This window comes from Azospirillum sp. UENF 312511 (assembly GCF_058780635.1).
The window spans coordinates 603363-624813 of sequence record NZ_JBSNCG010000002.1 but is presented as its reverse complement, the minus strand read 5'-3'; the positions used below and the strand labels follow the sequence as shown (position 1 = coordinate 624813).

Here is a 21451-nt window from a genome sequence, read left to right as displayed (position 1 = left end):
CACTCTGCCCGACCGATGCCCACCCGACCGATGAAAGCCCACTTCGCCTTCCTGCTCGCCCTGCTGCCGGCCCTGCCGGCGGTGGCGGGCGACCTCGACGCCCGGATCGGCGAGAAGCTGTTCCGGCGGATGTGGGTCAGCGCCCCGACGGTGACTCACGCCAACGATGGGCTGGGTCCGCTCTACGACGCCCGCTCCTGCGCCGCCTGCCATCCGGCGACCCGCCAGGGGCGCCCGCCCGACCCCGATACGCCCGACGACCGTGGCGTCGGTTACGCGCTGAAGCTCAGCGGCGACCCCGTCTATGGGCGGCAGATCCAGACCAACGCGGTGCTCGGCTTCGCCATCGAGGGCAAGCCGTCCCTGAGCTACCGCGAGGAGACGGTGCGCTTCCCCGACGGCGACACGGCGACGCTGCGCCGGCCGGTGGTGACCGTCACCGACCTCAATTACGGGCCGCTGGCCGAGGCGACGACCATCTCCGCCCGCATCGCCCCGTCCGTGCGCGGCATGGGCCTGCTGGAGCGCATCCCCGAGGCCGACATCCTGGCCGGTGCCGATCCGGAGGACCGCGACGGCGACGGTGTCGCCGGACGCCCCAACTGGGTGGCGCCGGAGGGCACGCGGCAACTCGGCCGCTTCGGCTGGAAGGCCGTCCACCCGACGCTGCACCGCCAGAATTCCGAGGCCTTCAGCCTCGACATCGGCATGTCCACCCCGGCCTATCCCGAGCCCTGGGGCGACTGCACCCCGGCGCAGACCGAATGCCGGAACGCCCCGCACGGCGACTCCCCGCAGTATGAGGGGCTGGAGATCCCCTCCACGGTGATCGGGCTGATCGACGGCTATCTGCGCACCCTGCCGCCCGACGGCGGGCTGGAGGCGCCGCGCGACACGGCGGGAAGCGCGCTGTTCGCCGCCACCGGCTGCGCGTCCTGCCACCGCCCCTCCTTCACCACGGCGGAGGATGCGGCACACCCCGCGCTGTCGCGCCGGACGATCTTCCCCTACAGCGACCTGCTTCTCCACGACCTGGGCGAGGATCTGGCCGACGGCGTGGCGATGGGCGAGGCGCGGGGCCGCGACTGGCGCACGACGCCGCTGTGGGGGATGAAGCGGTTGGCCGACGCTGACGGCACGCTGGCCCTGCTCCACGACGGGCGGGCGCGCAGCGTGACCGAGGCCATCCTGTGGCACGGCGGCGAGGCGGACAAGGCGCGCGGCGCCTTCATGGCCCTGCCGCGCGGCGACCGGGAAAAGTTGGTGCGTTTCGTTCTGGGGCTCTAAAGTCCACACGGTTTGAATGGCATAGGTGATGAGATGCAACGCCGCCGCATGATCGGCCTGATGTCGGCCGCCGCCCTGTCGATCCTCCTGCCGGGCCGCTTCGCCCTGGCGGCGCGGGAGCCGGCGGGAGACGCCGCCGTGCTGGGCGGTCTGGTCCGAACCCATGCCCTGCCGCGCTTCGACGCGCTGGCCTCCGCCACCGGCATCTACGCGGAGCGGCTGGCCCAGTTCGCCGCGGCGCCGACCGCGGACGGGCTGGAGAGCTGCCGCGCCGCCCACCGCGCCGTCTACGACGCCTGGGCCGGCGTCCAGCACCTGCGCGCCGGGCCGCTGTCGATGGAGCTGCGGGCCGACCGCATCGCCTTCTGGCCGGAGCGGGCCGGGGTGGTGCAGCGGCAGATCCTTGCCATGCTGAAGGCCCGCGACCCCAAGCTGCTGGAGCCGGGCGGGCTGGCCCGCCAGAGCGCCGCGGTGCAGGGGCTGACCGCGTTGGAGCGGCTGCTGTTCGACGAGGGCGTCACCGCCGCGTCGTTCCAGGGGGATGAGGCCGGGCGCTTCCGCGGCGCGCTGGCCGCCGCGGTGGCGCAGAACGTCCTCGCCATCACCCGTGAAGTCCGCGACGGCTGGAAGGCGCTGGAAGCACCGCTGACCGCCGGGGAGCAGACGGCGCTCGGTCCCGACGCCGGGTCGGCGGTCAACGTCCTGTTCACCGGGGCGCTCACCGCCCTGCAGGTGGTCGCCGACCAGAAGCTGCTGGCGCCGCTCGGCCCCAACGCCGGGGAGGCCAAGCCGGCGGTGGCCGAGGCGCTACGCAGCGGCCAGTCGGCGCGCAACGTCCGCATCAACCTGGAGGCGCTGCGCGCCCTGCTGTTGGGCGAGGGCGGCGGACCGGGCCTGACCGCGCTGCTGCCCGCCGGCGACGCCGGGGCCCAGGCCCGCCGCGCGCTGGAGGAGGGCTTCACCGCCGCGGTCCGCGCCGCCGAAGCGATCCCCGCGCCGATCAACATTGCCGTCGCCGATCCGGCCAAGCGCAAGACCGTGGAGGCCACCCTGCAACGGGCCAAGGACCTCCGCAACCTGCTGACCGGCACCGTCGCGCCGCTGCTGGACATCAGCATCGGCTTCAACGAACTGGATGGAGACTGAGCGATGGACGCGACCCGCCGGGGCACCCTGTTCCTGATCGGCGGCGGCCTGCTTGGAGGCGGTCTGCTCGGCGCCCTCCTGGGGCCGGCGCGGGCGGAGACCGCGGGGGGCACGCTGTTCCTCAACGCCTACGCCACCGCGGCGGCATCGCCGGACTATGGCGTGGCGGCGCTGGACGGGGCGGGCGGGGTGCGCTTCACCACCCCGACGCCGGGCCGCGCCCACGGCATCGTCGTTCACCCGACGCGGGCCGAGGCGGTCGCCTTCGCCCGCCGTCCGGGGCGCTGGTTCATGCCGCTCTCTCTGGCTGATGGGCGTCCAGGGCCGGTGATCCGCGCGCCGGAGGACCGCCGCTTCACCGGCCATGGCGCCTTCTCCACCGACGGGCGGCTGCTCTACGTGGCGGAGGACGACGTGCCGCGCGAAACGGGGTCGATCGGCGTCTACGACGCGATGGACGGCTACCGCCGCGTCGGCGCGATGCCGACCCACGGGCTGGGGCCGCACGAGCTTCTGATGATCGCGGACGGCACGGTCCTGGCGGTCGGCAACGGCGGCGTCATCACCCACCCGGACACCGGCCGGGCCAAGCTGAACCTGGACGAGATGGACTCCTCGATCACCTACGTCGAGGTGGCGAGCGGGAAACTGCTCGATCAGATCCGCTTGCCGGAGGAGCACGCCAACCTCGGCATCCGCCACATCGCCGCCCTGGCCGATGGCGGAATCGCCTTCGGCGCGCAGGACGAGCGGCCCGTCGGCATGCTCCAGCCGCTGACCGGCACGCACCGTCCGGGCGGCGGCGCGGTGCGCCTGTTCGAGACTCCGGACGACGAGCTGTCCCGCTTCGAGGGCTACATCGGCAGCGTCGCCGCCGACAAGGGCAAGGTCGCGGCCAGCTCGCCCAAGGGCGGCATCATCGGGCTGTGGGACGACGCCACCGGCGCGTGGCTGGGGTCGGCGGCGCTGCCCGACGGCTGCGGCATCGCCCCGGACGGCGACGGTTTCCTGGCAAGCAGCGGGCTGGGCAGCCTCCGGACGGTCGGCGCGGCGCCGGACCTGCCGGGCGACAACCTGCGGCTGGCCGACTTCCGCTGGGACAATCATATGACTCGTTTTGCCATATGACGCGCATCGCCACCTGACGCGCCGTCCGTAAGCCCCTCTATGAAAAAGCGCCGGGCGGCGGCTTGGGCGGTGGCCCGCCGCCCGCGGTGCTGGTAGGCTTGGCAACACTGCCGCCAAGACACTGCCGCCGGACGCCATGATCGTCGATGAATATCTGGGGTTTCGCGCCGGGGATGAGGTTCTGGACCTTGCTGAGCTGACCGCCGGAACCGCGCGCATCAAGGAACTTCACCTCGTGCCCAGCGATTGGGCGAACGGGCCGACCGTCATTGCCGTGATGGTCAACGGCGCCGAACGTTACGTCATCCAACTCAAGAAGGTGCACGCCCACGGCGCGGAAGAGCCGGAGGGGCGGGGGCGCCGCGTGGTCCCCCTGCGCCGCAGCCCCCATTGATCCTCTCCCCCGGTCCGGAGGCCCCATCGTGATGCGTGACTTCTGCCGGCCCGGACGGTCGGCGCTGGTGGCGACGGAGGCCGCGGTGGCCACCTCGCACCCGCTGGCCAGCGCGGCGGCCCTGGACATCCTGGCGGCGGGCGGCAACGCCGTGGACGCGGCCATCGCCGCCGTCGCAGTGCAATGCGTGGTCGAGCCGCACATGACCGGTATCGGCGGCGATGCCTTCGCCCTCTACGCCCCGGCGAACGGGCCGGTGGTCGCCCTGAACGGCAGCGGGCGCGCTCCCGCCGCCGCAAGCGTCGAGCGTCTGGCCGGGCTGGGCGTCACCGGCGAGATCCCGCGCCACGGCGCCCACGCGGTCACCGTGCCGGGCGCCGTCGCCGCCTGGACGCGGCTGCACGCCGACTACGGGCGGCTGCCGCTCGACCGGGTCTTCCTCCGCGCCATCCGCTACGCCGAGGAGGGCTACGGCGTCTCCCCGCGGGTGGCCCAGGACTGGGCGGCGGCGGTCCCCCTGCTGGCGGCGGACGAGGGCTGCCGCGCCGTCTTCCTGCCCGGCGGCCGCGCCCCGCGCGCCGGGGAACGCCACGCCCAGCCGCTGCTCGGCCAACGGCTGCGGGACATCGCGGCGCATGGGGCGGCGGCTTTCTACAGCGGGGCCACGGCGGACTCGCTGGTCGGCTTCCTGCGCGCCCGCGGCGGCCTGCACACGCTGGACGACTTCGCGGCGGCGCAGGGCGGGGCGGAGTATGTGACGCCCATCGCCACCGACTACCGCGGCTACGAAATCCTGGAATGCCCGCCCAACGGCCAGGGCCTCGCCGCATTGATGATCCTGAACGCGCTGGGCGGCTTCGACCTGTCGCCGTCGGTCGGTGACGCCGACCGCCACCATCTGCACGCCGAGGCGACCAAGCTCGCCTACCACCACCGCGACGTCCTGGTGGGGGAGGGCGGCCCAGACGCCGCCGCGGCGCTGCTGTCGGCGGAGGCGACGGCGGCGCTGCGCCGCCGCATCGACCCGGCCCGCGCCCAGGCCCCCACGCTGTGGACGGAGGCGGAGCACAAGGACACGGTCTGCCTCAGCGTGGTCGACCGCGACGGCAACGCCATTTCCTTCATCAACTCGATCTTCCACAGCTTCGGCAGCGTGCAGCTCGACCCGGCGACCGGCGTCCTCCTGCACAGCCGCGGCACCTCCTTCCGCCTGACCGAGGGGCACCCCAACGCCCTGGCGCCGCGGCGCCGCCCGCTTCACACCATCATCCCCGGCCTGATCCGCATGGATGGGCGCGCGGTCTGCCCCTTCGGGGTGATGGGCGGCCATTACCAAGCGGCCGGGCACGGCGCCTTCGTGTCGGCGGTGCTCGACCGCGGGCTGGACGTCCAGGCGGCCATCGACCAGCCGCGCAGCTTCGCCTTCAACGGCGTTCTGGAGATCGAGCCCACCGTGGCGGAGGACACCGCGGCGGAGCTGGCGCACCGCGGCCACAGGGTGGTCCGCCGGGACGAGCCGATGGGCGGCGGACAGGCGATCTGGATCGACCACGCGGCCGGTCTGCTGATCGCCGGCTCGGATCACCGCAAGGACGGCTGCGCCCTTGGATTCTGAGGGGGGCGGGCTTGGTGCGCCGCCTCCCGTCAGGCGCCCACCACCGGCTCCACCGCGGCGGCGATGGACAGCAGGCGGCGGTCGGCCCCGGCCGCACCCACCAGCATCAGGCCGCTGGGCAACTCGCCGGCGCGCTGCATCGGCAGGCTGATGGCGCAGCGGTCCAGGAAGTTGAACAGGGCGCAGTTGCGCAGCAGCAGCAGGTTCAGCCGCGTGAACGCCTCATCCTCGGCGAAGGCGTCGATGCGCGGCGCCAGCAGTGGCACGGTCGGCATCAGCAGCGCGTCGTAGTCCGCCGTGGTCCGGTCGGTGCGGGCGATCAGGTCGGCGCGGCGCTGCGTCACCTCGAGGTAATCGACGGCGCTCATGGTCTGGCCGCGCTCGATGCGGACGCGGACGCGCGGGTCGTAGAGGTCGCCTTTTTCCGCCAGCAACGCGCGGTGCCAGTGGGCCGCCTCCGCCGCGGGCAGTCCGCCCTTGGCGTTGGCCGGGCCGATCTCCGCCAGTTCCGCCATGGGAATCTCGACGATGCGCGCCCCGGCCTCGGACAGGCGGCGGCAGGCGGCGTCGAAGGCGGCGGCCACCGCGTCCTCCATGCCGTCGAGGACCACCGTCTGCGGCACAGCGAAGCGCAGCCCGGCCAGCCCGACCGCCGGCGGCACCCACTCCGTTTCGCCGGCCAGGATGGCGTCGGCGATGGCGCAGCACTCCACCGTGCGGGCGAGCGGCCCGATGGAATCCAGCGACCAGGACAGCGGCAGGGCGCCGCGCAGCGACACCCGGCGTTGAGTCGGCTTGAAGCCGACGATGCCGCACAGCGCCGCCGGGATGCGGACCGAGCCGCCGGTATCGGTGCCCAACGCCAGCGGGACATGGCCCGCCGCCACCGACACCCCGGCGCCCGACGACGAGCCGCCGGGGATGCGCGCGGGATCGGCGGGATTGCCGGGGGTGCCGTAATGCGGGTTGATGCCGACGCCGGAGAAGGCGAACTCCGTCATGTTGGTCCGCCCCACCACCACCGCCCCGGCGGCGCGCAGCCGGGCCACCGCGTCGGCGTCGCGGCTGGCCGGGGCGGCGCCCTCCAGCGCCCGCGACCCGGCCCGCGTGACGTGCCCGGTCTCGTCGAACAGGTCCTTGACCGAAATCGGCAGGCCGGCCAGCGGGGAGGGGTGCTGCCCGGCCCGGCGCAGCAGGTCCTGGGCGTCCGCCGCCGCGCGGGCTTGCTCGGCGTGCAGGGCGGTGTAGGTCTTGCGCGCCTCCTCGCCCCCGGCCGCGATGGCGGCAAGGGTGGAATCGACGAGCTGGCGGCTGGTGGTGGCGCCGTCGTCGAGCTGGCGGGACAGGGTGGCGATGGTGGGCGTCGTCATGCGGGAACCGACCGGGTTTGAAGGAGGGAAGGGGCGTCATACGGCCGGCGCATGAGAGTTCCATGATCGGCCGGCCGTATGACCCTTTCGCACATGGCTGCGCCATGTGCTGTCGGGTTTGAACCGAAGGCGTTTGATGGAGGCCATCAAACGCCTTCGGTATCAGGCGTCGCCGGCCAGGGCGCGCAGCTCGGCCAGCCGGGCGGGGGCCAGCGGGATGCCGTCGCGCAGGGTGCGGGCGCGGCGGGCGTAGCGGCGCTCGCCCGGCATGCGGTCCTGCCCCGCTTCCTTGACGTTCCCGATCAGTCCGGCGACGCGGTCGGCGAAGGCGCCGGTCCCGCCGCGCTCCGGGTCGATGACGATGAAAAGCTGGCCGGTGCAGGGCGTCTCGGCGCCGGGATGGGCCGACCAGTCGACCTCGCGCGAGTATTTGCCGCCGGTCAGCGCCGCCGCCAGCACCTCGATCATGAAGGCGATGGAGCCGCCCTTGTGGCCGCCGAAGGGCAGCAGGGCGCCGCCGTCGAGAACGGCCTTGGGATCGGTGGTCGGCTTGCCCTCGCGGTCCACGCCGGAGCCGGCGGGGATGGCATGCCCCTCGCGCGCCGCGATGCGCACGTCGCCGTTGGCCATGGAGCTGGCCGCCTGGTCGAAGACCATCGGGTCGCCGCCGGCCACTGGGGTGGCGAAGGCCATCGGGTTGGTGCCGTAGACCGCGGCCTTGCCGCCCGGTGGCACGACGCAGGCGAAGCTGTTGACGAAGGAGAGCGCCACCAGCCCCTCCCGCGCGAAGGGCTCGACGTCCGGCCACAGGGCGCTGAAATGGTGGGAGTTGCGGATCGCCATCACGGCGACGCCGTTGTCGCGCACCATCTCCAGGAAACGGTCGCGGGCGGCCAGGAAGGCGGGCTGGGTGAAGCCGTTGGCGGCGTCGACGCGCAGGAAGGCGGGACCGGCCTCCTCCACCGTCGGTTCGGCCCGTCCGTCCACCCAGCCGCTTTTCAGCGAGCCGACATAGCCGGGAATGCGGAACACGCCGTGGCTGGTGGAGCCGTCGCGCTCGCAGGACGCGCAGTTCTCCGCCAGGATCGCCGCCACCCGCTCCGACGTGCCGTGGCGCAGGAAGATGCGCTCCAGCAGCGCCACCAGATCGGCGAAGGGGACCGGCGTTCCGGTTTCCGCGGTCTGGGCGAAGGCCGCGGCGGCGCGGCGGCTGGGGGTCTCGTCACTCATGCTCGTCCCTTCCGGTTCTCATGTTCTTCTTGCGGGTGCCCCGGACTCTTGCCGGTCCGCTGGTCGCCGCGCGCACCATAGCGCGCGGCGGCAGCACGGGTGAAAGGGAATGGCGTCCGCGTGTCCGCGATCGACCCCGCGGGCGCGGGATTGAAGGGTTTCCTTCGTTTGTAATCCTGAATGTGCGTAAATATAACCAACTGACTTTGTTGGCAAATCGGGCAGCGGCGGGGAACCATGTCGTCGCCAAGCCCGTTGTCTGGGAGCCTGCCGGCCGACGGCGCATCCGCCGGTCGCCACGGTGCTCCGGCACGGAGGAGCGGCAAATTGCCGCGGTCATCGCCACGCGGGCGTGAAAGCGCATGGAATCAGCCCTGCCATGCTTCCGGTGGGTGTTGACGGGCCGATGTTGCGGTGCACAATAAACAACGAGCAGGACGAGGCCGTAAGGTGCTTGTCCTGGATCAACGTCACGGGCCTGCCTTCCTGTCAAACAGATGGGAACACGCGGACGCCGGTTGCAGCGGTTGAGTGTTTTGTAGAGGGACCACGATGCGCGATCATTCCAGCCGTCACGGTGATTCCGGTTTCGATTCCGGAGTTCTCTGGGGAACCTCCATCGCTGGCATCGCGCTGTCCGGCCTCATGGCGTTCACCTGGAACCCCGCGGACGCCTCGTCGTCCGGACCGGCCTCGGCCATCATCGACCGCGGCGCCCACCAACTCGACCACGCCGCCTGCACGGAGGCGCTGTCCACCCTGCTGGCCCGCTTCCGCGACAACCCGGATGTCCTGTGGGTCTGGGTGGAGCAGAGCGTTCCGACGGGCCACGGGCTGGTCGTGCGCACCAAGGCCACGTCGGTGTCGCCCGACGCCCCGCGGCCCTACGCCGTCCGTCCCAACGCAGCCGTGAATCCGGAACAGGCCTGCGGCTTTACCAACAACTCGGTCCATGCGCTGTCGATGGGCGGCGTCGCCCAGCCCTACGAGGTGACCGCTCCCGATCCCTGGAGCGCGGCCGGCGGCCCGTAAGGCGCCGACAATCGTCGCGGGCGGTGTCTGGCCCGGACCTCAGGCCCGGGCGGCCCGCCGGATCTTCTTCTGAACATACATGGCGGCGTCGGCGGCGCGCAGCGCGTGGTCGGGCGTCGTGGTGCCGGGGTCGGCGCTGACCACACCGACGCTCGCCCCCGGATAGTCGAGGGCGCAGCCGCCCAGGCGGTAGACGCCGCGGATCAGCGGCTCCACCCGCTCGCGCAGCGCGTCGGCGGCGTCATCCCCCTCGGCGCCGGGCGTGGCGCCTATGCCGACGATGATGAACTCGTCGCCGCCCAGCCGACCCAGCGTGTCGCCCGCCCGCAGCCCCGCGCCGATGCGCCGCCCCACCTCGGTCAGGAACGCGTCGCCGGCCTCGTGCCCGTGGGTGTCGTTGATGGCCTTGAAGCCATCCAGGTCGATGAAGCCGATCAGCACGCTCTGGCCGGCCCGTTCGGCCATGGCGAACAGCCGGTGCAGTTCGGCGACGACGGCGCGCCGGTTCGGCAGGCCGGTCAGCGCGTCGGTGTAGGAATAGGACTCCAGGGCCGCGTTCAATTCCCGGAACTGGGAGAGGAGCTGTTCGCGCTGGATGTGGAGGGCGATCAGCGAGGCGAACAGGCGCAGCACCTGCTCCCCCTTGGGCGTCAGCGGCTTTTGCTCCGAACTGGCGGCGCAGAGCGTGCCGAACAGGCTGCCGTCGTCGAGATGGACGGGCGTGCTGACATAGGTGCGGATGCCCAGCGCCGCCGCCGCCTCGGAGTCACCCCAGCAGCTGGGCACGTCGTCGGTGTAGAGCTTCCCCTCGTCGAGCGCCCGCTTGCACAGCGTGCCCTCCCATGGAACAGCCAGCCCTTCGGGAATGGTCAGGGTCTTGGTGTTGCAGGAGAAGAGAATGCGCTGGATGCCGTGTTCCAGCTCGATCCGGGTGAGGTAGGTGGCCTCCAGCTCCGTCACCAGCTCCAGAAGCGACAGCAGGGGGCGCGTCAGCTCCTCCACCGTCTTCGCCGACGAAAGGGTGTCTGTAAGTTGTGCAAACAGTTCGTCGGCCATGCGTTCAATCACTCTAAAAGCAAGCGCTCAAACCCGCATCGCGTGCGGGAACGCAGTGTCATGTCCATTCACGGGAATTTTATCCAGCGTCATACTAACGAATGGCCTATCGCTTAGGCAACGGTTGAATGATTTCACGCCTATGACGGTGCCGCCGGGTCCTGTGGGCGCCTTGTGCCGAAAAATTCCGCATGGTGGCGTTTGACCGGGCAGGCCGTCGCGGAGTAACCCTTGCCGCGCAACCACCGACACGGGAACCGCAGTTCATGACAGCCCCGCGCGACCGGGTGCTGGACGTCCACGACCGTCCGCCCCCGGCCACCTTTCTCCTGCTCAGCCTCCAGCACCTGTTCGCCATGTTCGGCGCCAACGTGCTGGTACCGATCCTCACCGGTCTCGACCCATCGGTGGCGCTCGTCACCAGCGGTCTGGGCACCCTGATCTATCTGGCCTTCACCAAGTGGCGGCTGCCCGCCTATCTGGGCTCCTCCTTCGCCTTCATCGGCCCGATCGTCGCCGCCACCCAGATCGGCGGGACCGGCGGCGCGCTGGTCGGGGCCTGCGCGGCGGGGGCCGTCTATGTCGCCGTCGCCCTGCTGATCCGCGCCTTCGGCGTGCGCTGGCTGCTGGCCATTCTGCCGCCCATCGTCGTCGGGCCGGTGATCGTGGTGATCGGCCTCGGCCTCGCCTCGGTCGCTGTGGGCATGGCGCAGAACACCGCGGGCGGCGGCGAATACAGCCTGCCGCACTTCCTGCTGGCGCTGGCGACGCTGGGCAGCATCTTCCTCTACTCCATCGTGCTGCGCGGCTTCTTCACGGTGGTGCCGATCCTGCTGGGCATCCTGACCGGCTACGTCCTGGGCGTGGTCTTCGGCATGGTCGACTTCGGACCGGTCGCCGCGGCACCCTTCCTGCGGATGCCCGACTTCCACCTGCTGTTCTCCGGCATGAAGGAGGGCGTCTCGGCCTGGGCGATGATCCTGCTGGTGGCGCCGGTGGCGCTGGTCACCATCGCCGAGCACATCGGCGGGCAGATCGTGCTGAGCCGCGTCGTCGGCCGCAACTTCATCGCCGATCCGGGCCTGCACCGCTCTGTGTTCGGCGACGGCGTGGCGACCATGGTGGCGGGCGCGCTGGGTGGTCCCCCGGCGACGACCTACGGCGAGAACATCGGCGTGCTGGCGGTGACCCGCGTGTTCAGCGTGTGGGTGATCGGCGGCGCGGCGACGCTCGCCATCATCCTGGGCTTCGTGGGCAAGCTGTCGGCCTTCCTGTCGAGCATTCCCACGGCGGTCATGGGCGGCGTGTCCATCGCCCTGTTCGGCGTCATCGCCTCCTCGGGCATCCGCACGCTGATCGAGGGCAAGGTCGATCTGGGCGACAAGCGCAACCTGCTGATCTCCTCGACCATCCTGGTGATCGGCATCGGCGGGGCGTCGCTGAAGTTCGGCGACGGCGGCTTCGTCGTCTCCTCGATGGCGCTGTCGGCGCTGATGGGCGTCGTCCTGAACGCGGTCCTGCCGGGCCGTGGCACCGGCGGCGACGCCGAGGCCATCCTGTCCTCCGACCACATCTGAGCAACCGGATCGTGGCCGGCCAAGGCGGAGTCCCCCGGGGGCTCCGCTTTTTTATTCCCCGACCTTTTTACTTCTCTGCTTGGCCCATCAGGATCGCGTCGATCCGCCCGACCAGCTCGTCGATCCGGTAGGGCTTCGCCAGCACCGGGATGCCGGTGGCGCGGGCGATGTCCTCGCTGTAGCCGGTCGCCAGAATGACCGGCAGGCTGGGTCGCCGCTCGCGGGCTTCGCGGGCCAGGTCGATGCCGCTCATCCCGCCGGGCATCACCACGTCGCTCAGCAGCACGTCGACCCCGTCGTCCGCCAGGTGGGGCAGCGCCTCCTCGGCGTTCGCGGCGGACAGCACGGCGAACCCGGCGTCCTCCAGCGCGGTGCTGACGGTCATGGCGACGATGGGATCGTCCTCCACCACGAGGACGCGGCCATGACGCCGCGCGCCACCCAACGGCGGCACGATGGCGGTGGGAAGGATGGGCTCCACCGCCGGAGCCACGCCGGAGCGGCGGAGCAGCAGATGCACCGTCGTGCCGTGGTCCGGCGCGCTGTCGATCCAGGCGGTCCCGCCGGCCTGCCGGGCGAGGCCGTAGACCTGGGCCAGCCCCAGCCCCGTCCCCTTGCCGAGGTCCTTCGTCGTGAAGAACGGCTCGAAGGCGCGGGCGGCCACCGCGGCGGGCATGCCGCAGCCGGTGTCCGACACCGACAGGTGCAGGAATTCGCCCTCCACCCCCCGTGGATCGCCGGGCGCAAACACGCTGTTGACCGCCTCCACCGTCAGCTGCCCGCCGGACGGCATGGCGTCGCGCGCGTTGACGGCGAGGTTGATGACCGCCAGCTCGAACTGGGTCGGGTCGACCTCGACGGGCCAGAGATCGTCGCCGAAACGGAGGTCCAGCGCGATGTCGGCGCGCAGCGCCCGTTCCAGCAGGGCCGACATGGCGAGCACCCGGTCGCGCACGCCAATGGATTCCGGGCGCAGGCTGTCGCGCCGGGCGAAGGCCATGAGCTGCTGCACCAGCTTGGCCCCGCGCCCCACCGCCTGCTGCCCGGCGTCGAGCAGGGCATGAACCTGGGGCTCCCCGGTGCGCCGCCCGATCATCGACAGGCAGCCTTCCAGCGCCTGGAGCAGATTGTTGAAGTCGTGCGCCACGCCGCCGGTCAACTGGCCGACCGCCTCCATCTTCTGGGCCTGGCGAAGCTGCTCCTCGGTCTGCCGCAGGGTGGCGTCGGCCTCCTTCTGGGCGGTGATGTCACGGCCCACGGCGTGGATGAAGCGGTCGTCCGGCACGGCGACCCAGGACAGCCAGAGATAACGCCCGTCCTTGTGGCGGTAGCGGTTCTCGAAGCGCGGCGTGGTGTGCCCGGCGCTCAGCCGCGCCGCTTCGGCCCGTGTGCGCTCCAGATCGTCGGGATGCACGAAGTCGAGGAAGTTGCGTGCCGCCAACTCTTCTTCCGTCCAGCCCAGCAGGCTGGTCCAGGCCGGATTGACGGCGCTGATGGTGCCGTCGAAGCGCGCGACCAGCATGACGTCGGTGGACAGGCGCCACATGCGGTCGCGGTCGGCGGTGCGTTCGGCGACGCGCTGCTCCAGCGTTGCGTTCAGGACGCGCAGCGCGTCCTCGGCCCGCTTGGCCTCGGTGACGTCGCTGCCTTCGCAGAAGATCCCGGTCACCCGCCCGACGGCGTCCTTGATCGGCTGGTAGATGAAGGTGATGAAGCGTTCCTCCACCGGCGCGCCGGGGTGGCGGGCGACGCGCACCGGCAGGGCGTGCCCGACGAAGGGCTTCCCGCCGTCGTACACGCGGCCCAGCAGCTCGAAGAAGCCCTGCCCGGCAACCTCCGGCATCGCCTCGTGCACCGGCTTGCCGATCAGGGGACGGTCGCCGACCAGTTGCCGGTAGGAGTCGTTGGCCAGTTCAAACACGTGGTCCGGGCCGCGCAGCACGCACATGAAGTTGGGCGACTGCCGGAAGAGGTTGCGCATCTGCTCCCCCTCCGCGGCCAGCCGGGCGTTGGCGCGGTGCAGCGACTCCTCCGCCTGGGCGCGCTCCAGCGCCGACCATGTGCGCTCCGCCACCTCCTCCACCAGACGGACCTCGTCCGGGTGCCAGCGCCGGGGCTTCCGGTCATGGACGTAGAGGGCGGCGACCATCCGCCCATTCTTCACCAGGCTGGTGGTTATGGCGGAGGCGATGTTCAGCCCAGCGAAGGCGGCCTGCCGGTCGGGCGCGGCGAAGCGCGGGTCCGCAGTGGCGTCGTGGATGGTCAGTGTTCCGCCGCTGCGCAGCGTGTCCAGAAGCTCCGGCCCGAAGCTCAGCAGGTCATGGGTGCCGGCCTGATGGTCGACGCTGCCGTCGGTCCAGTTCCGCTCCGTCGTGAAGAAGCGGGCGGTTTCGTCGACCACACCGTAACCGACGCGGCTGACCCCCAGGTGACGGCCCAGCGCCTCCTCCGCCGCCGCGGCCACGGCGAACGGGTTGGAGAGCTGGCGCAGCCGGGCCTCCAGCTTCAGATGGAAGTCGGTGCGCCGGGCGGCGAGCACCTGCGAAGTCGTCTCGATGGCGGCGCAGAACATGCCGGGGATGCGCCCATCCTCGCCCCGCACCGGCGTGTAGGAGAAGGTGAACCAGGCGTCCTCGCGGAAGCCCCGGCGCTCCATCGGGATCAGCAGATCCTCGTACCAGGACGCCTCGCCGGACAGCGTGCGGTCGACCAGCGGCTTGATCTGGGGCCAGATGTCCCACCACACCTCGGCGAAGGGACGGCCGAGCGCCTCCGGATGCTTGGCTCCGAAGATCGGCACGTAGCCGTCGTTGTAGAGGAAGGACAGCTCCGGCCCCCAGGCCACGAACATGGCCTGGCGGGAGGACAGGACGACGCTGACGATGGTGCGCAGGCTCTGCGGCCAGCCCTCCGGCGGCCCGAGCGCCGTGGACGCCCAGTCGTGGGAGCGCATCCGCTCTCCCATCTCGCCCCCGCCGGACAGGAAATCCAGGTCGTCCCCAATCACCGGGCGGCCAATCACCGGCAGGTCCGTCATGCGCCGGCTCCGTGGATTTTGCACGGAATAAGGGTTTGAACTTCAAGGATGCTATCGTCGGTCGTGGCTTTCATCGAGCTTTCGGGCCGAGGCGAGGTTGCGTCTGGTGTCTTAACACACAACGCCCGGAAAGATAGCTCGTCGAAGGGCGGTTTTCCCTAACCGTTCCGGCTGATGCGGCCCCCGCGCCACGGTGCGGAGGCCGTCATCTACTCCGCCGCGAAGCCCTGCGCCTGGAGTTGCCACAGGGAGTTGAACAGTCCGCCGCGCCGCCGCAACTCCGTGGGATGGCCGTCCTCGGCGATGCGGCCGTCGACCAGGACCAGCACGCGGTCGAAGGCCGACACGGTGGACAGCCGGTGCGCCACCGCGACCACCGTCCGCCCCTCGGCCAGATCGGCCAGCGCCGCCTGGATCTCCTGCTCCGACTGGGTGTCGAGGGCGGAGGTCGCCTCGTCGAGGATCAGGATCGGCGCGTTCTTCAGGAAGGCGCGGGCGATGCCCAGCCGTTGCCGCTGCCCGCCCGACAGCCGCACGCCGCGCTCGCCGACCAGCGTACCGTAGCCCTCCGGCAGCTGCCGGATGAAGCCGTCGCAGAAGGCGTGGCGGGCGGCCTCGAACACCTCCTCGTCGCTGGCGTCGGGGCGGCCGTAGCGGATGTTCTCCAGGATCGGGCGGTGGAACAGCGCGATGTCCTGGGGCACCACGGCGATCTTGGCCCGCAGGTCGTCCTGGGCGAGCGCGGTCAGCGGCTGGCCGTCGATGAGAATGTCGCCGCGCTGCACGTCGTCCAGCCGCTGGATCAGGCTGATGATGGTGGACTTGCCGGCCCCCGACGGCCCGACCAGTCCGACCTTCTGCCCGGCCGGGATGGTCAGGCTGAAGTCCTCCAGCACCTTGCGCCCTTCGGGATAGCGGTAGGAGACCCGCTCGAAGGCGATGGCACCGCCGCCGGGCGTGGCGGGCTCGGCCGGCACGGGGTCGAGCACGTCGTGCGGGCGGGCGATCACCCGCAGGCTCTCGTCGATGGCGCTGACCTGCTGGGTGGCGGTGACCAGCGCGAAGGCGAGGTCGCGGGAGCCGTGCAGGATGCGGAAGGTGAGCGCGCTGACGATCACAACGTCGCCGGTGGTGATCGTGCCATCCCGCCACAGCAGCAGCGCCCACAGCAGCATCGACCCGGCCATCACCCACAGGCAGACGTCATGGACGACGCGGGTCTTCTCCAGATGCATCCAACTGCGGCGGTGCGCCCCGGCCTCGACCGTGAAGGCCTGCCGCAGGCGCTCGCGCTCCCGCCCGCGGGCGGAGAAGGCCTTCACCGTCCAGACGTTGGACACCACGTCGACCAGCTCGCCGTTGGTGCGGGCGGACTGCTCGGCGAAGGCGTGGTGCACCGTCCGCCCGCGCAGCCCCAGCCCGACGATGGCGACCGCGACCACCACGGCGAACATCACCAGCGCCGCCGCCATGCCCCAATGGATGGTCAGCAGCACCAGCACCGCCCCCAGGAAGTCGGTGACCGGCGGGACGATGCTCCAGGTCAGGGTGCGGAAGATGGTGGTGGCGGCGTTTTCGGTGGCGGCGATGCGGTTGCCGAGCGACCCGGCCAAATGCTCCGAGAAGTAGCGCATCGAATGGCCGGTCAGGTGGCGGAACAGGTCCAGCCGCATGTCCACGCCGGTCGCCAGCACCGTCCGGCAGCCGAGCCATCCACCCAGCCGCCACAGCACGTTCTCCGCCGCGATGAAGCCCAGGAACAGCCCGAGCGGAGTCCAGACGTCCGCCGCCGCCCGGTCGGGGGAGGCCATGGCATCGATCAGCAGCTTCATCCCGTATTGCACGGCGACCGCGCAACCCGCCGCCGCCACGATCACCGAGAACAGCCCGCCGAACGACCAGGGCCGCCGCCGGATGTAGCGCAGCAGGAAGCGGCCGGGACGGTCCGGGATGGTGTCCGTGTTGGAACCGCTCATTGAGCCGCCTGGAGTTCCGGCCGGGTGGATTGCGGCTGGCCGAGCAGCGCGCCGACGCGGGCCTGCGCGCGCTCCAGGGCGGCGGCCAGCGGCTGATACAGGCAACGCCCGCCATCCTCGTCGCACAGGCCGTAGAGGCCGGTCTCGCAATGGCGGTCGTTGGCCCAGCCGGGATAGTCGAGGATCGGGTAGAGGCAGACGCCCTCCACCGGCACATCGGCCTTCAAGGCCGTGATCACCTCTCCCGTCACATAGTCGAGCCAGGGCACGCGGGCGTCACCCTCGGCACCGGTCTCGGCAACCAGGACCGGGCGGCCGTAGCGCTGGTGGACCTCCGCCAGGATGTCGGCGAAGGGACGGTAGCGCGGGTCGTCGCGCCCGATGGTGCCGCCCTTCAGGAACCACTGGTTGTCGGAGTAGTAGTTGACCCCGATGACGTCCAGATACTCCGGCTTGCCGCCCAGCCCCGGCCAGGCGTAGCCGCCGATCATGTCCCACGCCTCGTACTGGGCCAGCCGGGCCTCCTCCGCGGCCCCGGCGTCGCCCTTGCGGTCGGGGCGGGGCAGCACGTTGATGACCGGATCGACCTGGACGATGCGGGCGCGCGGGTCGGCGGCGCGGATCGCGTCGATGGCCGCGATGCTGGCGCGGACAAGCTGGTGCTTCAGTTCGGCCCCGCGGCGCTCGGCCATCGGGTTGAAGCGCTTCATGTCGCCGCCGGCCCAGGCCCAGTAGGAGATTTCATTGACCGGACAATAGGCGGGCGTCTCCACGCCCTCGTCGCGCAGCAGGGCGGCGGCGCCCCCGGCAAAACGGGCGAAGCGCTCCACGAAGGCGGGGCGCCAGATGTCGATGTCGTCCGGCCAGCCGTAATGGCAGAGGTCCCAGATCACCTGGACCCCGGCCTCCCGCGCCGCCCGGACCATGGGCAGCAGGCTGGACCAGTCGTAGTGGCCCGGCGTGGTTTCGATGAGGTGCCAGCGCACGCCGTCGCGCACGCTGCGCAGGCCGTGGGCGGCCATGCGTTGATAGTCCTGCGCGGCCAGCCGGTCGTGGCCGGTCGCCGCGATCAGGTCGAGCCGACGCCCGTCATGCCGCCGGTGCGTCGAGCATTCGAAGCCGCCGAGGAAGACGCTGTCGAACAAGGTGGGGGTGTGCATGGGGGGTGCTCTGTGATTTTGGGGCGTTTGGGGTGTGCGGAGTCTTGCCCCCTCCCTAACCCTCCCCCGCTTTGCAGGGGAGGGGATAAGAAAGCGCCCTTCCCCGCTCAGCGGGGAAAAAGGGTGGGGGCAAGGGTGTGCGCGCTCCTCCTAATCCCCCATCCCCGCGACCCGCACCTCCTGCTCCGCGCGCAGCGAGCCGAAGGCCCGCGCGGCGGCGGCAAGGCCGCGGCTCTGCTGCTCCTCCTTCTCCAGGCGGGCGTAGACCGCCAGCGCCTGCGCCACCACCTGATCCATGTTGTAGTAGCGGTAGGTGCCGAGCCGGCCCAGGAAGATCACGTCCGGCGTGTTGTCAGCCAGCGCCTGGTACTTGCGGAACAGCTCCTGATTCTCCGGGCGGGGGATCGGGTAGTAGGGATCGCCCTGTGCGGAGGGGTATTCGTAGGTGATGCTGGTCTTCGGGTGGCTTTGCCCGGTCAGGTGCTTGTACTCGGTGACGCGGGTGTAGGGCACCGCCTCCGACGGCTCGTTCACCACGGCGACGGGCTGGAACCACTCCCGGTCGACCGTCTCGTGCCGGAAGGCCAGGGAGCGGTAGGGCAGCTTGCCGAAGCGGTGGCCGAAATACTCGTCGATTGGGCCGGTGAAGACGATGCGGTCATAGGCGATCTCGTCGCGCACGTCGTCGAAATCGGTGTTCAGCATCACCTTGATGTTCGGGTGGTCGAGCATGCTCTCGAACATCCGCGTGTAGCCGTTCAGCGGCATCGCCTGGAAGCTGTCGCCGAAATAGCGGTCGTCGTCGTTGGTCCGCGTCGGCACCCGCGCCGTCACCGCCTTGTCGAGCTGCGACGGGTCGAGGCCCCACTGCTTGCGGGTGTAGCCGCGGAAGAACTTCTCGTACAGCTCCCGCCCGACCGCGCCGACCACCACGTCCTCCGAGGTCCGGACGTCGGCCACCGGTTCCGCCCGGCTTTTCAGGAACTCCGCCACGCCGGCCTCGTCGAGGTCCAGTCCGTACAGCTGGTTGACCGTCGTCCGGTTGATCGGAATGGGGACGAGCCGCTCGTCCACCCGCGCCAGGACGCGGTGCTCGTAGGGGCGCCACTTGGTGAAGCGCGACAGATAGTCGGCGACCGGCTTGGCGTTGGTGTGGAAGATGTGCGGGCCGTAGCGGTGGATCAGCACACCGGCATCGTCGTAATGATCGTAGGCGTTGCCGCCGATGTGCGGGCGCCGGTCGATCAGCAGCACGCGCTTGTTCAGCCCCACCGCCAGCCGCTCCGCCAGCACGCTGCCGGCGAAACCCGCCCCAACGATCAGGTAGTCGAAGCCGGAACGGCGGCCGGCGGCGCGCCCGTTGACGTGCTTGGCCGGATGAATGGCGGGAGCCGGGCGGTGGGCCGGCGGACCGGCGCGTCCGCGCTGGCGGGCCTGCTCCATCAGCGTTTTCATGCGGCCCTGGGTCTTGTCCCAGGACATGTCGCGCAGGACATGGTCGGCGGTGGCGCGCAGCCGTTCCGGGTCGGCGGCGTCGGCCAGCGCGGCCGCGACGGCGGCGACGAAATCCTCCGGCGCATCGGCGATGCGCACGACGCCGCTGTCGCCATAGCCGCGCACAACGTCGGTGATCGAGGTGGAGACGACCGGGCGCCCGGCGGCCAGATATTCCGGCGTCTTGGTCGGGCTGATGAAGCGGGTGGATTCGTTGCGCGCGAAGGGCATCAGGGCGACGTCCCAGCCCGCCAGATAGTGCGGCAGGTCGTCGTAGCTCTTCGGGCCGAGATAGTGGATGTTCGGGCGGCGGGGCAGGTCGGCCGGGTCGATCTTCACCACCGGGCCGACCAGGACGAACTGCCAGTCGGGCCGGGCCGCCGCGGCGGCGTCGAGCAGGGCGATGTCCAGCCGCTCGTCGATGACGCCGTAGAACCCGAGCCGCGGGTGCGGGATGGCCGCCTGATCGGCGGGCTCCTCGACGATGCCGCGGGCGGCGGCGAAATGGGCGACGTCGACGCTGCTGGGGAAGGCGTGGGCGTTGGGGTGCAGGTTGCGCTTGGCCTCGTAGAGGCTGACGCCGCCGGTGAACACCACGTCGGCCCGCGCCATCAACTGCCGCTCGCGTTCGACCAGCTCCGGCGGCGCGCCGTGGAAGGCCGACAGCTCGTCCATGCAGTCGTAGACCACCAGCGCCCCGCGCAAATGGCCGGACAGGCCGAGGCTCATCGGCGTGTAGTACCAGAGGATCGGGTCGGTCACTCCCTCCTCGGCCAGATAGCGGTCGAGCAGCTGGCGCTGGGCGGTGACGGCCGCCTCTCCGTCCATGCCGGCGGGCAGGCGGGGCACCAGGACGAGGACGCCCTCATCCTCGCGCACGTCCAGCCAGGGCTCGGGCGTGTTGTTGTGGATCGGCTCCTCGACGAACAGCACGCGGTGGTCGCGCGCGAATCGCGACATAAGATGTTGTGGGCGCTGATAAACGAAGCTCCAGCGCAGGTGCGAGAAGCAGATCAGGGTTTGCGAGGGCTGGGTGGTGAAATCGGAGTGTGGAGAGTCGGCGGTCGGACGTGTTCTTTTTCGGTTTCTGCCGATTGGGAACTGGTGTTGGCCGGCCCAACTCATGTTTCCATCCTCTCTTCAATGACGTGTCGTCGGGGTGCCGCCGGGGAATTCGCCACGAATACAGTGGATTTTTGCGGCGCAGCGGAATGGCGTCGAAAACCGGAAACCAATAACGTGGTCGGCAGGGGTGGGTTCCGTGACAGAAATGCGCTGCGGAAACGGTTCCCCGATTTTTCAACGCTCGTTCTTTTGCGCCGGGTTGGCTGAGGTAAGCGCATATTTCAGCGGGCGGGGGTGGTATCCGGGGAAGACTGCGCGTCTCCAGTGCTTTTCGACGCGCGCGGATTTGGTGATGTTTCTCTCGCTTCACTCGCCCTGGGCGAGTTCCGTCTTTCGGAAATTAATGCGCATTACGGATTTTCCGTTCATAGTGCATTCAAGGAGTCGGGGAAGTTTGGAAGGAGACGAGGGATGTGCCGAATTTTTGCCGGTCAGGACCCGGAGCGCTTCCGCATGGTAACCCGGCGGGTCCGCCTCAGCGGTCATTCGACGAGCGTCTGTCTGGAAGCGGCCTTCTGGGACGCGCTGGAGGAAATCGCGGCGATGCAAGGCGTCTCACTGGGTCGCTTCTTGTCAAAGTTGCACGACGAAGTCTTGGCCCGTGGGGTGGAGCGGCGCAATTTTGCCGGCCTGCTGCGCTGCGCCTGCCTGACCTACGCCCAGGAGGTGAAGGGCCACCGCCCTTGCGTGGAAGAACTGGAGCGAGAGGCGCGCACCGATTTCGCCGCGGTGGCCGCCGCCGGTCTTCCGGCGCGGATTCCGGCCGCCGTCACCACTCCGGAAAAAGAACGCGAGACGGCCTGAGCGCAAAAGAGTGCCCCCCT

At 70.6% G+C, this 21451-nt stretch carries 15 protein-coding genes; 8 read left to right on the top strand and 7 right to left on the bottom strand.

The annotated features are described in order from the left end of the window. Nucleotides 1–30 precede the first annotated feature (30 nt). From ACWPN7_RS11210 to ACWPN7_RS11190, 5 genes are all read left to right on the top strand, one after another. Nucleotides 31–1287, top strand: a complete 1257-nt coding sequence (locus tag ACWPN7_RS11210) for a di-heme oxidoreductase family protein (protein WP_456531358.1) — start codon at nucleotides 31–33, stop codon at nucleotides 1285–1287. Between the two features lie 33 nt (nucleotides 1288–1320). Then, complete coding sequence (locus ACWPN7_RS11205) at nucleotides 1321–2433, top strand: imelysin family protein (protein ID WP_247887886.1); 1113 nt, start codon at nucleotides 1321–1323, stop codon at nucleotides 2431–2433. Between the two features lie 3 nt (nucleotides 2434–2436). Beyond that, on the top strand, nucleotides 2437–3561 hold the full coding sequence (locus ACWPN7_RS11200; protein WP_051658791.1) for a DUF1513 domain-containing protein: 1125 nt from the start codon (nucleotides 2437–2439) through the stop codon (nucleotides 3559–3561). Between the two features lie 136 nt (nucleotides 3562–3697). Next, nucleotides 3698–3955, top strand: a complete 258-nt coding sequence (locus ACWPN7_RS11195; protein ID WP_014200053.1) for a hypothetical protein — start codon at nucleotides 3698–3700, stop codon at nucleotides 3953–3955. Nucleotides 3956–3986: 31 nt separating this feature from the next. Further along, the gene (locus tag ACWPN7_RS11190) at nucleotides 3987–5570 is read left to right on the top strand and encodes a gamma-glutamyltransferase family protein (RefSeq protein ID WP_459197963.1); all 1584 of its coding nucleotides are present in this window, start codon (nucleotides 3987–3989) and stop codon (nucleotides 5568–5570) included. A 29-nt stretch (nucleotides 5571–5599) separates the two neighbouring features. Here ACWPN7_RS11190 and ACWPN7_RS11185 read toward each other — a convergent pair whose 3' ends face one another. Then, the gene (locus tag ACWPN7_RS11185; protein WP_459197939.1) at nucleotides 5600–6940 is read right to left on the bottom strand and encodes an amidase; all 1341 of its coding nucleotides are present in this window, start codon (nucleotides 6938–6940) and stop codon (nucleotides 5600–5602) included. Nucleotides 6941–7102: 162 nt separating this feature from the next. After that, nucleotides 7103–8170, bottom strand: coding sequence for an Ldh family oxidoreductase (locus ACWPN7_RS11180; RefSeq protein ID WP_149651562.1), 1068 nt, complete (start codon nucleotides 8168–8170; stop codon nucleotides 7103–7105). Between the two features lie 552 nt (nucleotides 8171–8722). Here ACWPN7_RS11180 and ACWPN7_RS11175 point away from each other — a divergent pair. Beyond that, the gene (locus ACWPN7_RS11175; RefSeq protein ID WP_040138239.1) at nucleotides 8723–9202 is read left to right on the top strand and encodes a hypothetical protein; all 480 of its coding nucleotides are present in this window, start codon (nucleotides 8723–8725) and stop codon (nucleotides 9200–9202) included. 39 nt (nucleotides 9203–9241) lie between these two features. Here the strand turns inward: ACWPN7_RS11175 and ACWPN7_RS11170 are convergent, their stop codons facing one another. Further along, on the bottom strand, nucleotides 9242–10258 hold the full coding sequence (locus ACWPN7_RS11170; protein ID WP_459197940.1) for a sensor domain-containing diguanylate cyclase: 1017 nt from the start codon (nucleotides 10256–10258) through the stop codon (nucleotides 9242–9244). Between the two features lie 266 nt (nucleotides 10259–10524). Here ACWPN7_RS11170 and ACWPN7_RS11165 point away from each other — a divergent pair, with 266 nt between their 5' ends. Further along, complete coding sequence (locus tag ACWPN7_RS11165; protein WP_114860497.1) at nucleotides 10525–11835, top strand: solute carrier family 23 protein; 1311 nt, start codon at nucleotides 10525–10527, stop codon at nucleotides 11833–11835. Between the two features lie 67 nt (nucleotides 11836–11902). Here the strand turns inward: ACWPN7_RS11165 and ACWPN7_RS11160 are convergent, their stop codons facing one another. The 4 genes from ACWPN7_RS11160 to glf all read right to left on the bottom strand — a co-directional run bounded on the left by ACWPN7_RS11160 (nucleotide 11903) and on the right by glf (nucleotide 20462). Continuing rightward, nucleotides 11903–14872 carry a PAS domain-containing protein gene (locus ACWPN7_RS11160; RefSeq protein ID WP_459197941.1) on the bottom strand — a complete coding sequence of 990 codons (2970 nt, stop codon included), beginning with the start codon at nucleotides 14870–14872 and terminating at the stop codon, nucleotides 11903–11905. A 209-nt stretch (nucleotides 14873–15081) separates the two neighbouring features. Further along, the gene (locus ACWPN7_RS11155; RefSeq protein ID WP_040138236.1) at nucleotides 15082–16848 is read right to left on the bottom strand and encodes an ABC transporter ATP-binding protein; all 1767 of its coding nucleotides are present in this window, start codon (nucleotides 16846–16848) and stop codon (nucleotides 15082–15084) included. Beyond that, a complete protein-coding gene (locus ACWPN7_RS11150; protein WP_459197942.1) occupies nucleotides 16845–18008 on the bottom strand; it encodes a glycoside hydrolase family 113 protein in 1164 nt (387 codons plus the stop codon). The genes ACWPN7_RS11155 and ACWPN7_RS11150 overlap by 4 nt, the downstream gene beginning before the upstream one ends. A 150-nt stretch (nucleotides 18009–18158) precedes the next feature. Next, nucleotides 18159–20462, bottom strand: coding sequence for a UDP-galactopyranose mutase (gene glf, locus ACWPN7_RS11145; RefSeq protein WP_459197943.1), 2304 nt, complete (start codon nucleotides 20460–20462; stop codon nucleotides 18159–18161). A 429-nt stretch (nucleotides 20463–20891) separates the two neighbouring features. Between glf and ACWPN7_RS11140 the strand changes: the two genes are divergently transcribed. After that, nucleotides 20892–21431 (top strand): ribbon-helix-helix domain-containing protein, encoded by a 540-nt coding sequence (locus ACWPN7_RS11140; RefSeq protein ID WP_456526430.1) that lies wholly within the window; start codon nucleotides 20892–20894, stop codon nucleotides 21429–21431. Nucleotides 21432–21451: the final 20 nt, after the last annotated feature.

What these genes read in the sequence shown, in the direction of transcription:
- ACWPN7_RS11170 (WP_459197940.1), bottom strand. Translation starts at nt 10,258, where the DNA reads ATGGCCGACGAACTGTTTGCACAACTTACAGACACCCTTTCGTCGGCG.
- ACWPN7_RS11165 (WP_114860497.1), top strand. Translation starts at nt 10,525, where the DNA reads ATGACAGCCCCGCGCGACCGGGTGCTGGACGTCCACGACCGTCCGCCC.
- ACWPN7_RS11205 (WP_247887886.1), top strand. Translation starts at nt 1,321, where the DNA reads ATGCAACGCCGCCGCATGATCGGCCTGATGTCGGCCGCCGCCCTGTCG.
- ACWPN7_RS11190 (WP_459197963.1), top strand. Translation starts at nt 3,987, where the DNA reads ATGCGTGACTTCTGCCGGCCCGGACGGTCGGCGCTGGTGGCGACGGAG.
- ACWPN7_RS11180 (WP_149651562.1), bottom strand. Translation starts at nt 8,170, where the DNA reads ATGAGTGACGAGACCCCCAGCCGCCGCGCCGCCGCGGCCTTCGCCCAG.
- ACWPN7_RS11195 (WP_014200053.1), top strand. Translation starts at nt 3,698, where the DNA reads ATGATCGTCGATGAATATCTGGGGTTTCGCGCCGGGGATGAGGTTCTG.
- ACWPN7_RS11210 (WP_456531358.1), top strand. Translation starts at nt 31, where the DNA reads ATGAAAGCCCACTTCGCCTTCCTGCTCGCCCTGCTGCCGGCCCTGCCG.
- ACWPN7_RS11155 (WP_040138236.1), bottom strand. Translation starts at nt 16,848, where the DNA reads ATGAGCGGTTCCAACACGGACACCATCCCGGACCGTCCCGGCCGCTTC.
- glf (WP_459197943.1), bottom strand. Translation starts at nt 20,462, where the DNA reads ATGTCGCGATTCGCGCGCGACCACCGCGTGCTGTTCGTCGAGGAGCCG.
- ACWPN7_RS11175 (WP_040138239.1), top strand. Translation starts at nt 8,723, where the DNA reads ATGCGCGATCATTCCAGCCGTCACGGTGATTCCGGTTTCGATTCCGGA.
- ACWPN7_RS11160 (WP_459197941.1), bottom strand. Translation starts at nt 14,872, where the DNA reads ATGACGGACCTGCCGGTGATTGGCCGCCCGGTGATTGGGGACGACCTG.
- ACWPN7_RS11150 (WP_459197942.1), bottom strand. Translation starts at nt 18,008, where the DNA reads ATGCACACCCCCACCTTGTTCGACAGCGTCTTCCTCGGCGGCTTCGAA.
- ACWPN7_RS11185 (WP_459197939.1), bottom strand. Translation starts at nt 6,940, where the DNA reads ATGACGACGCCCACCATCGCCACCCTGTCCCGCCAGCTCGACGACGGC.
- ACWPN7_RS11200 (WP_051658791.1), top strand. Translation starts at nt 2,437, where the DNA reads ATGGACGCGACCCGCCGGGGCACCCTGTTCCTGATCGGCGGCGGCCTG.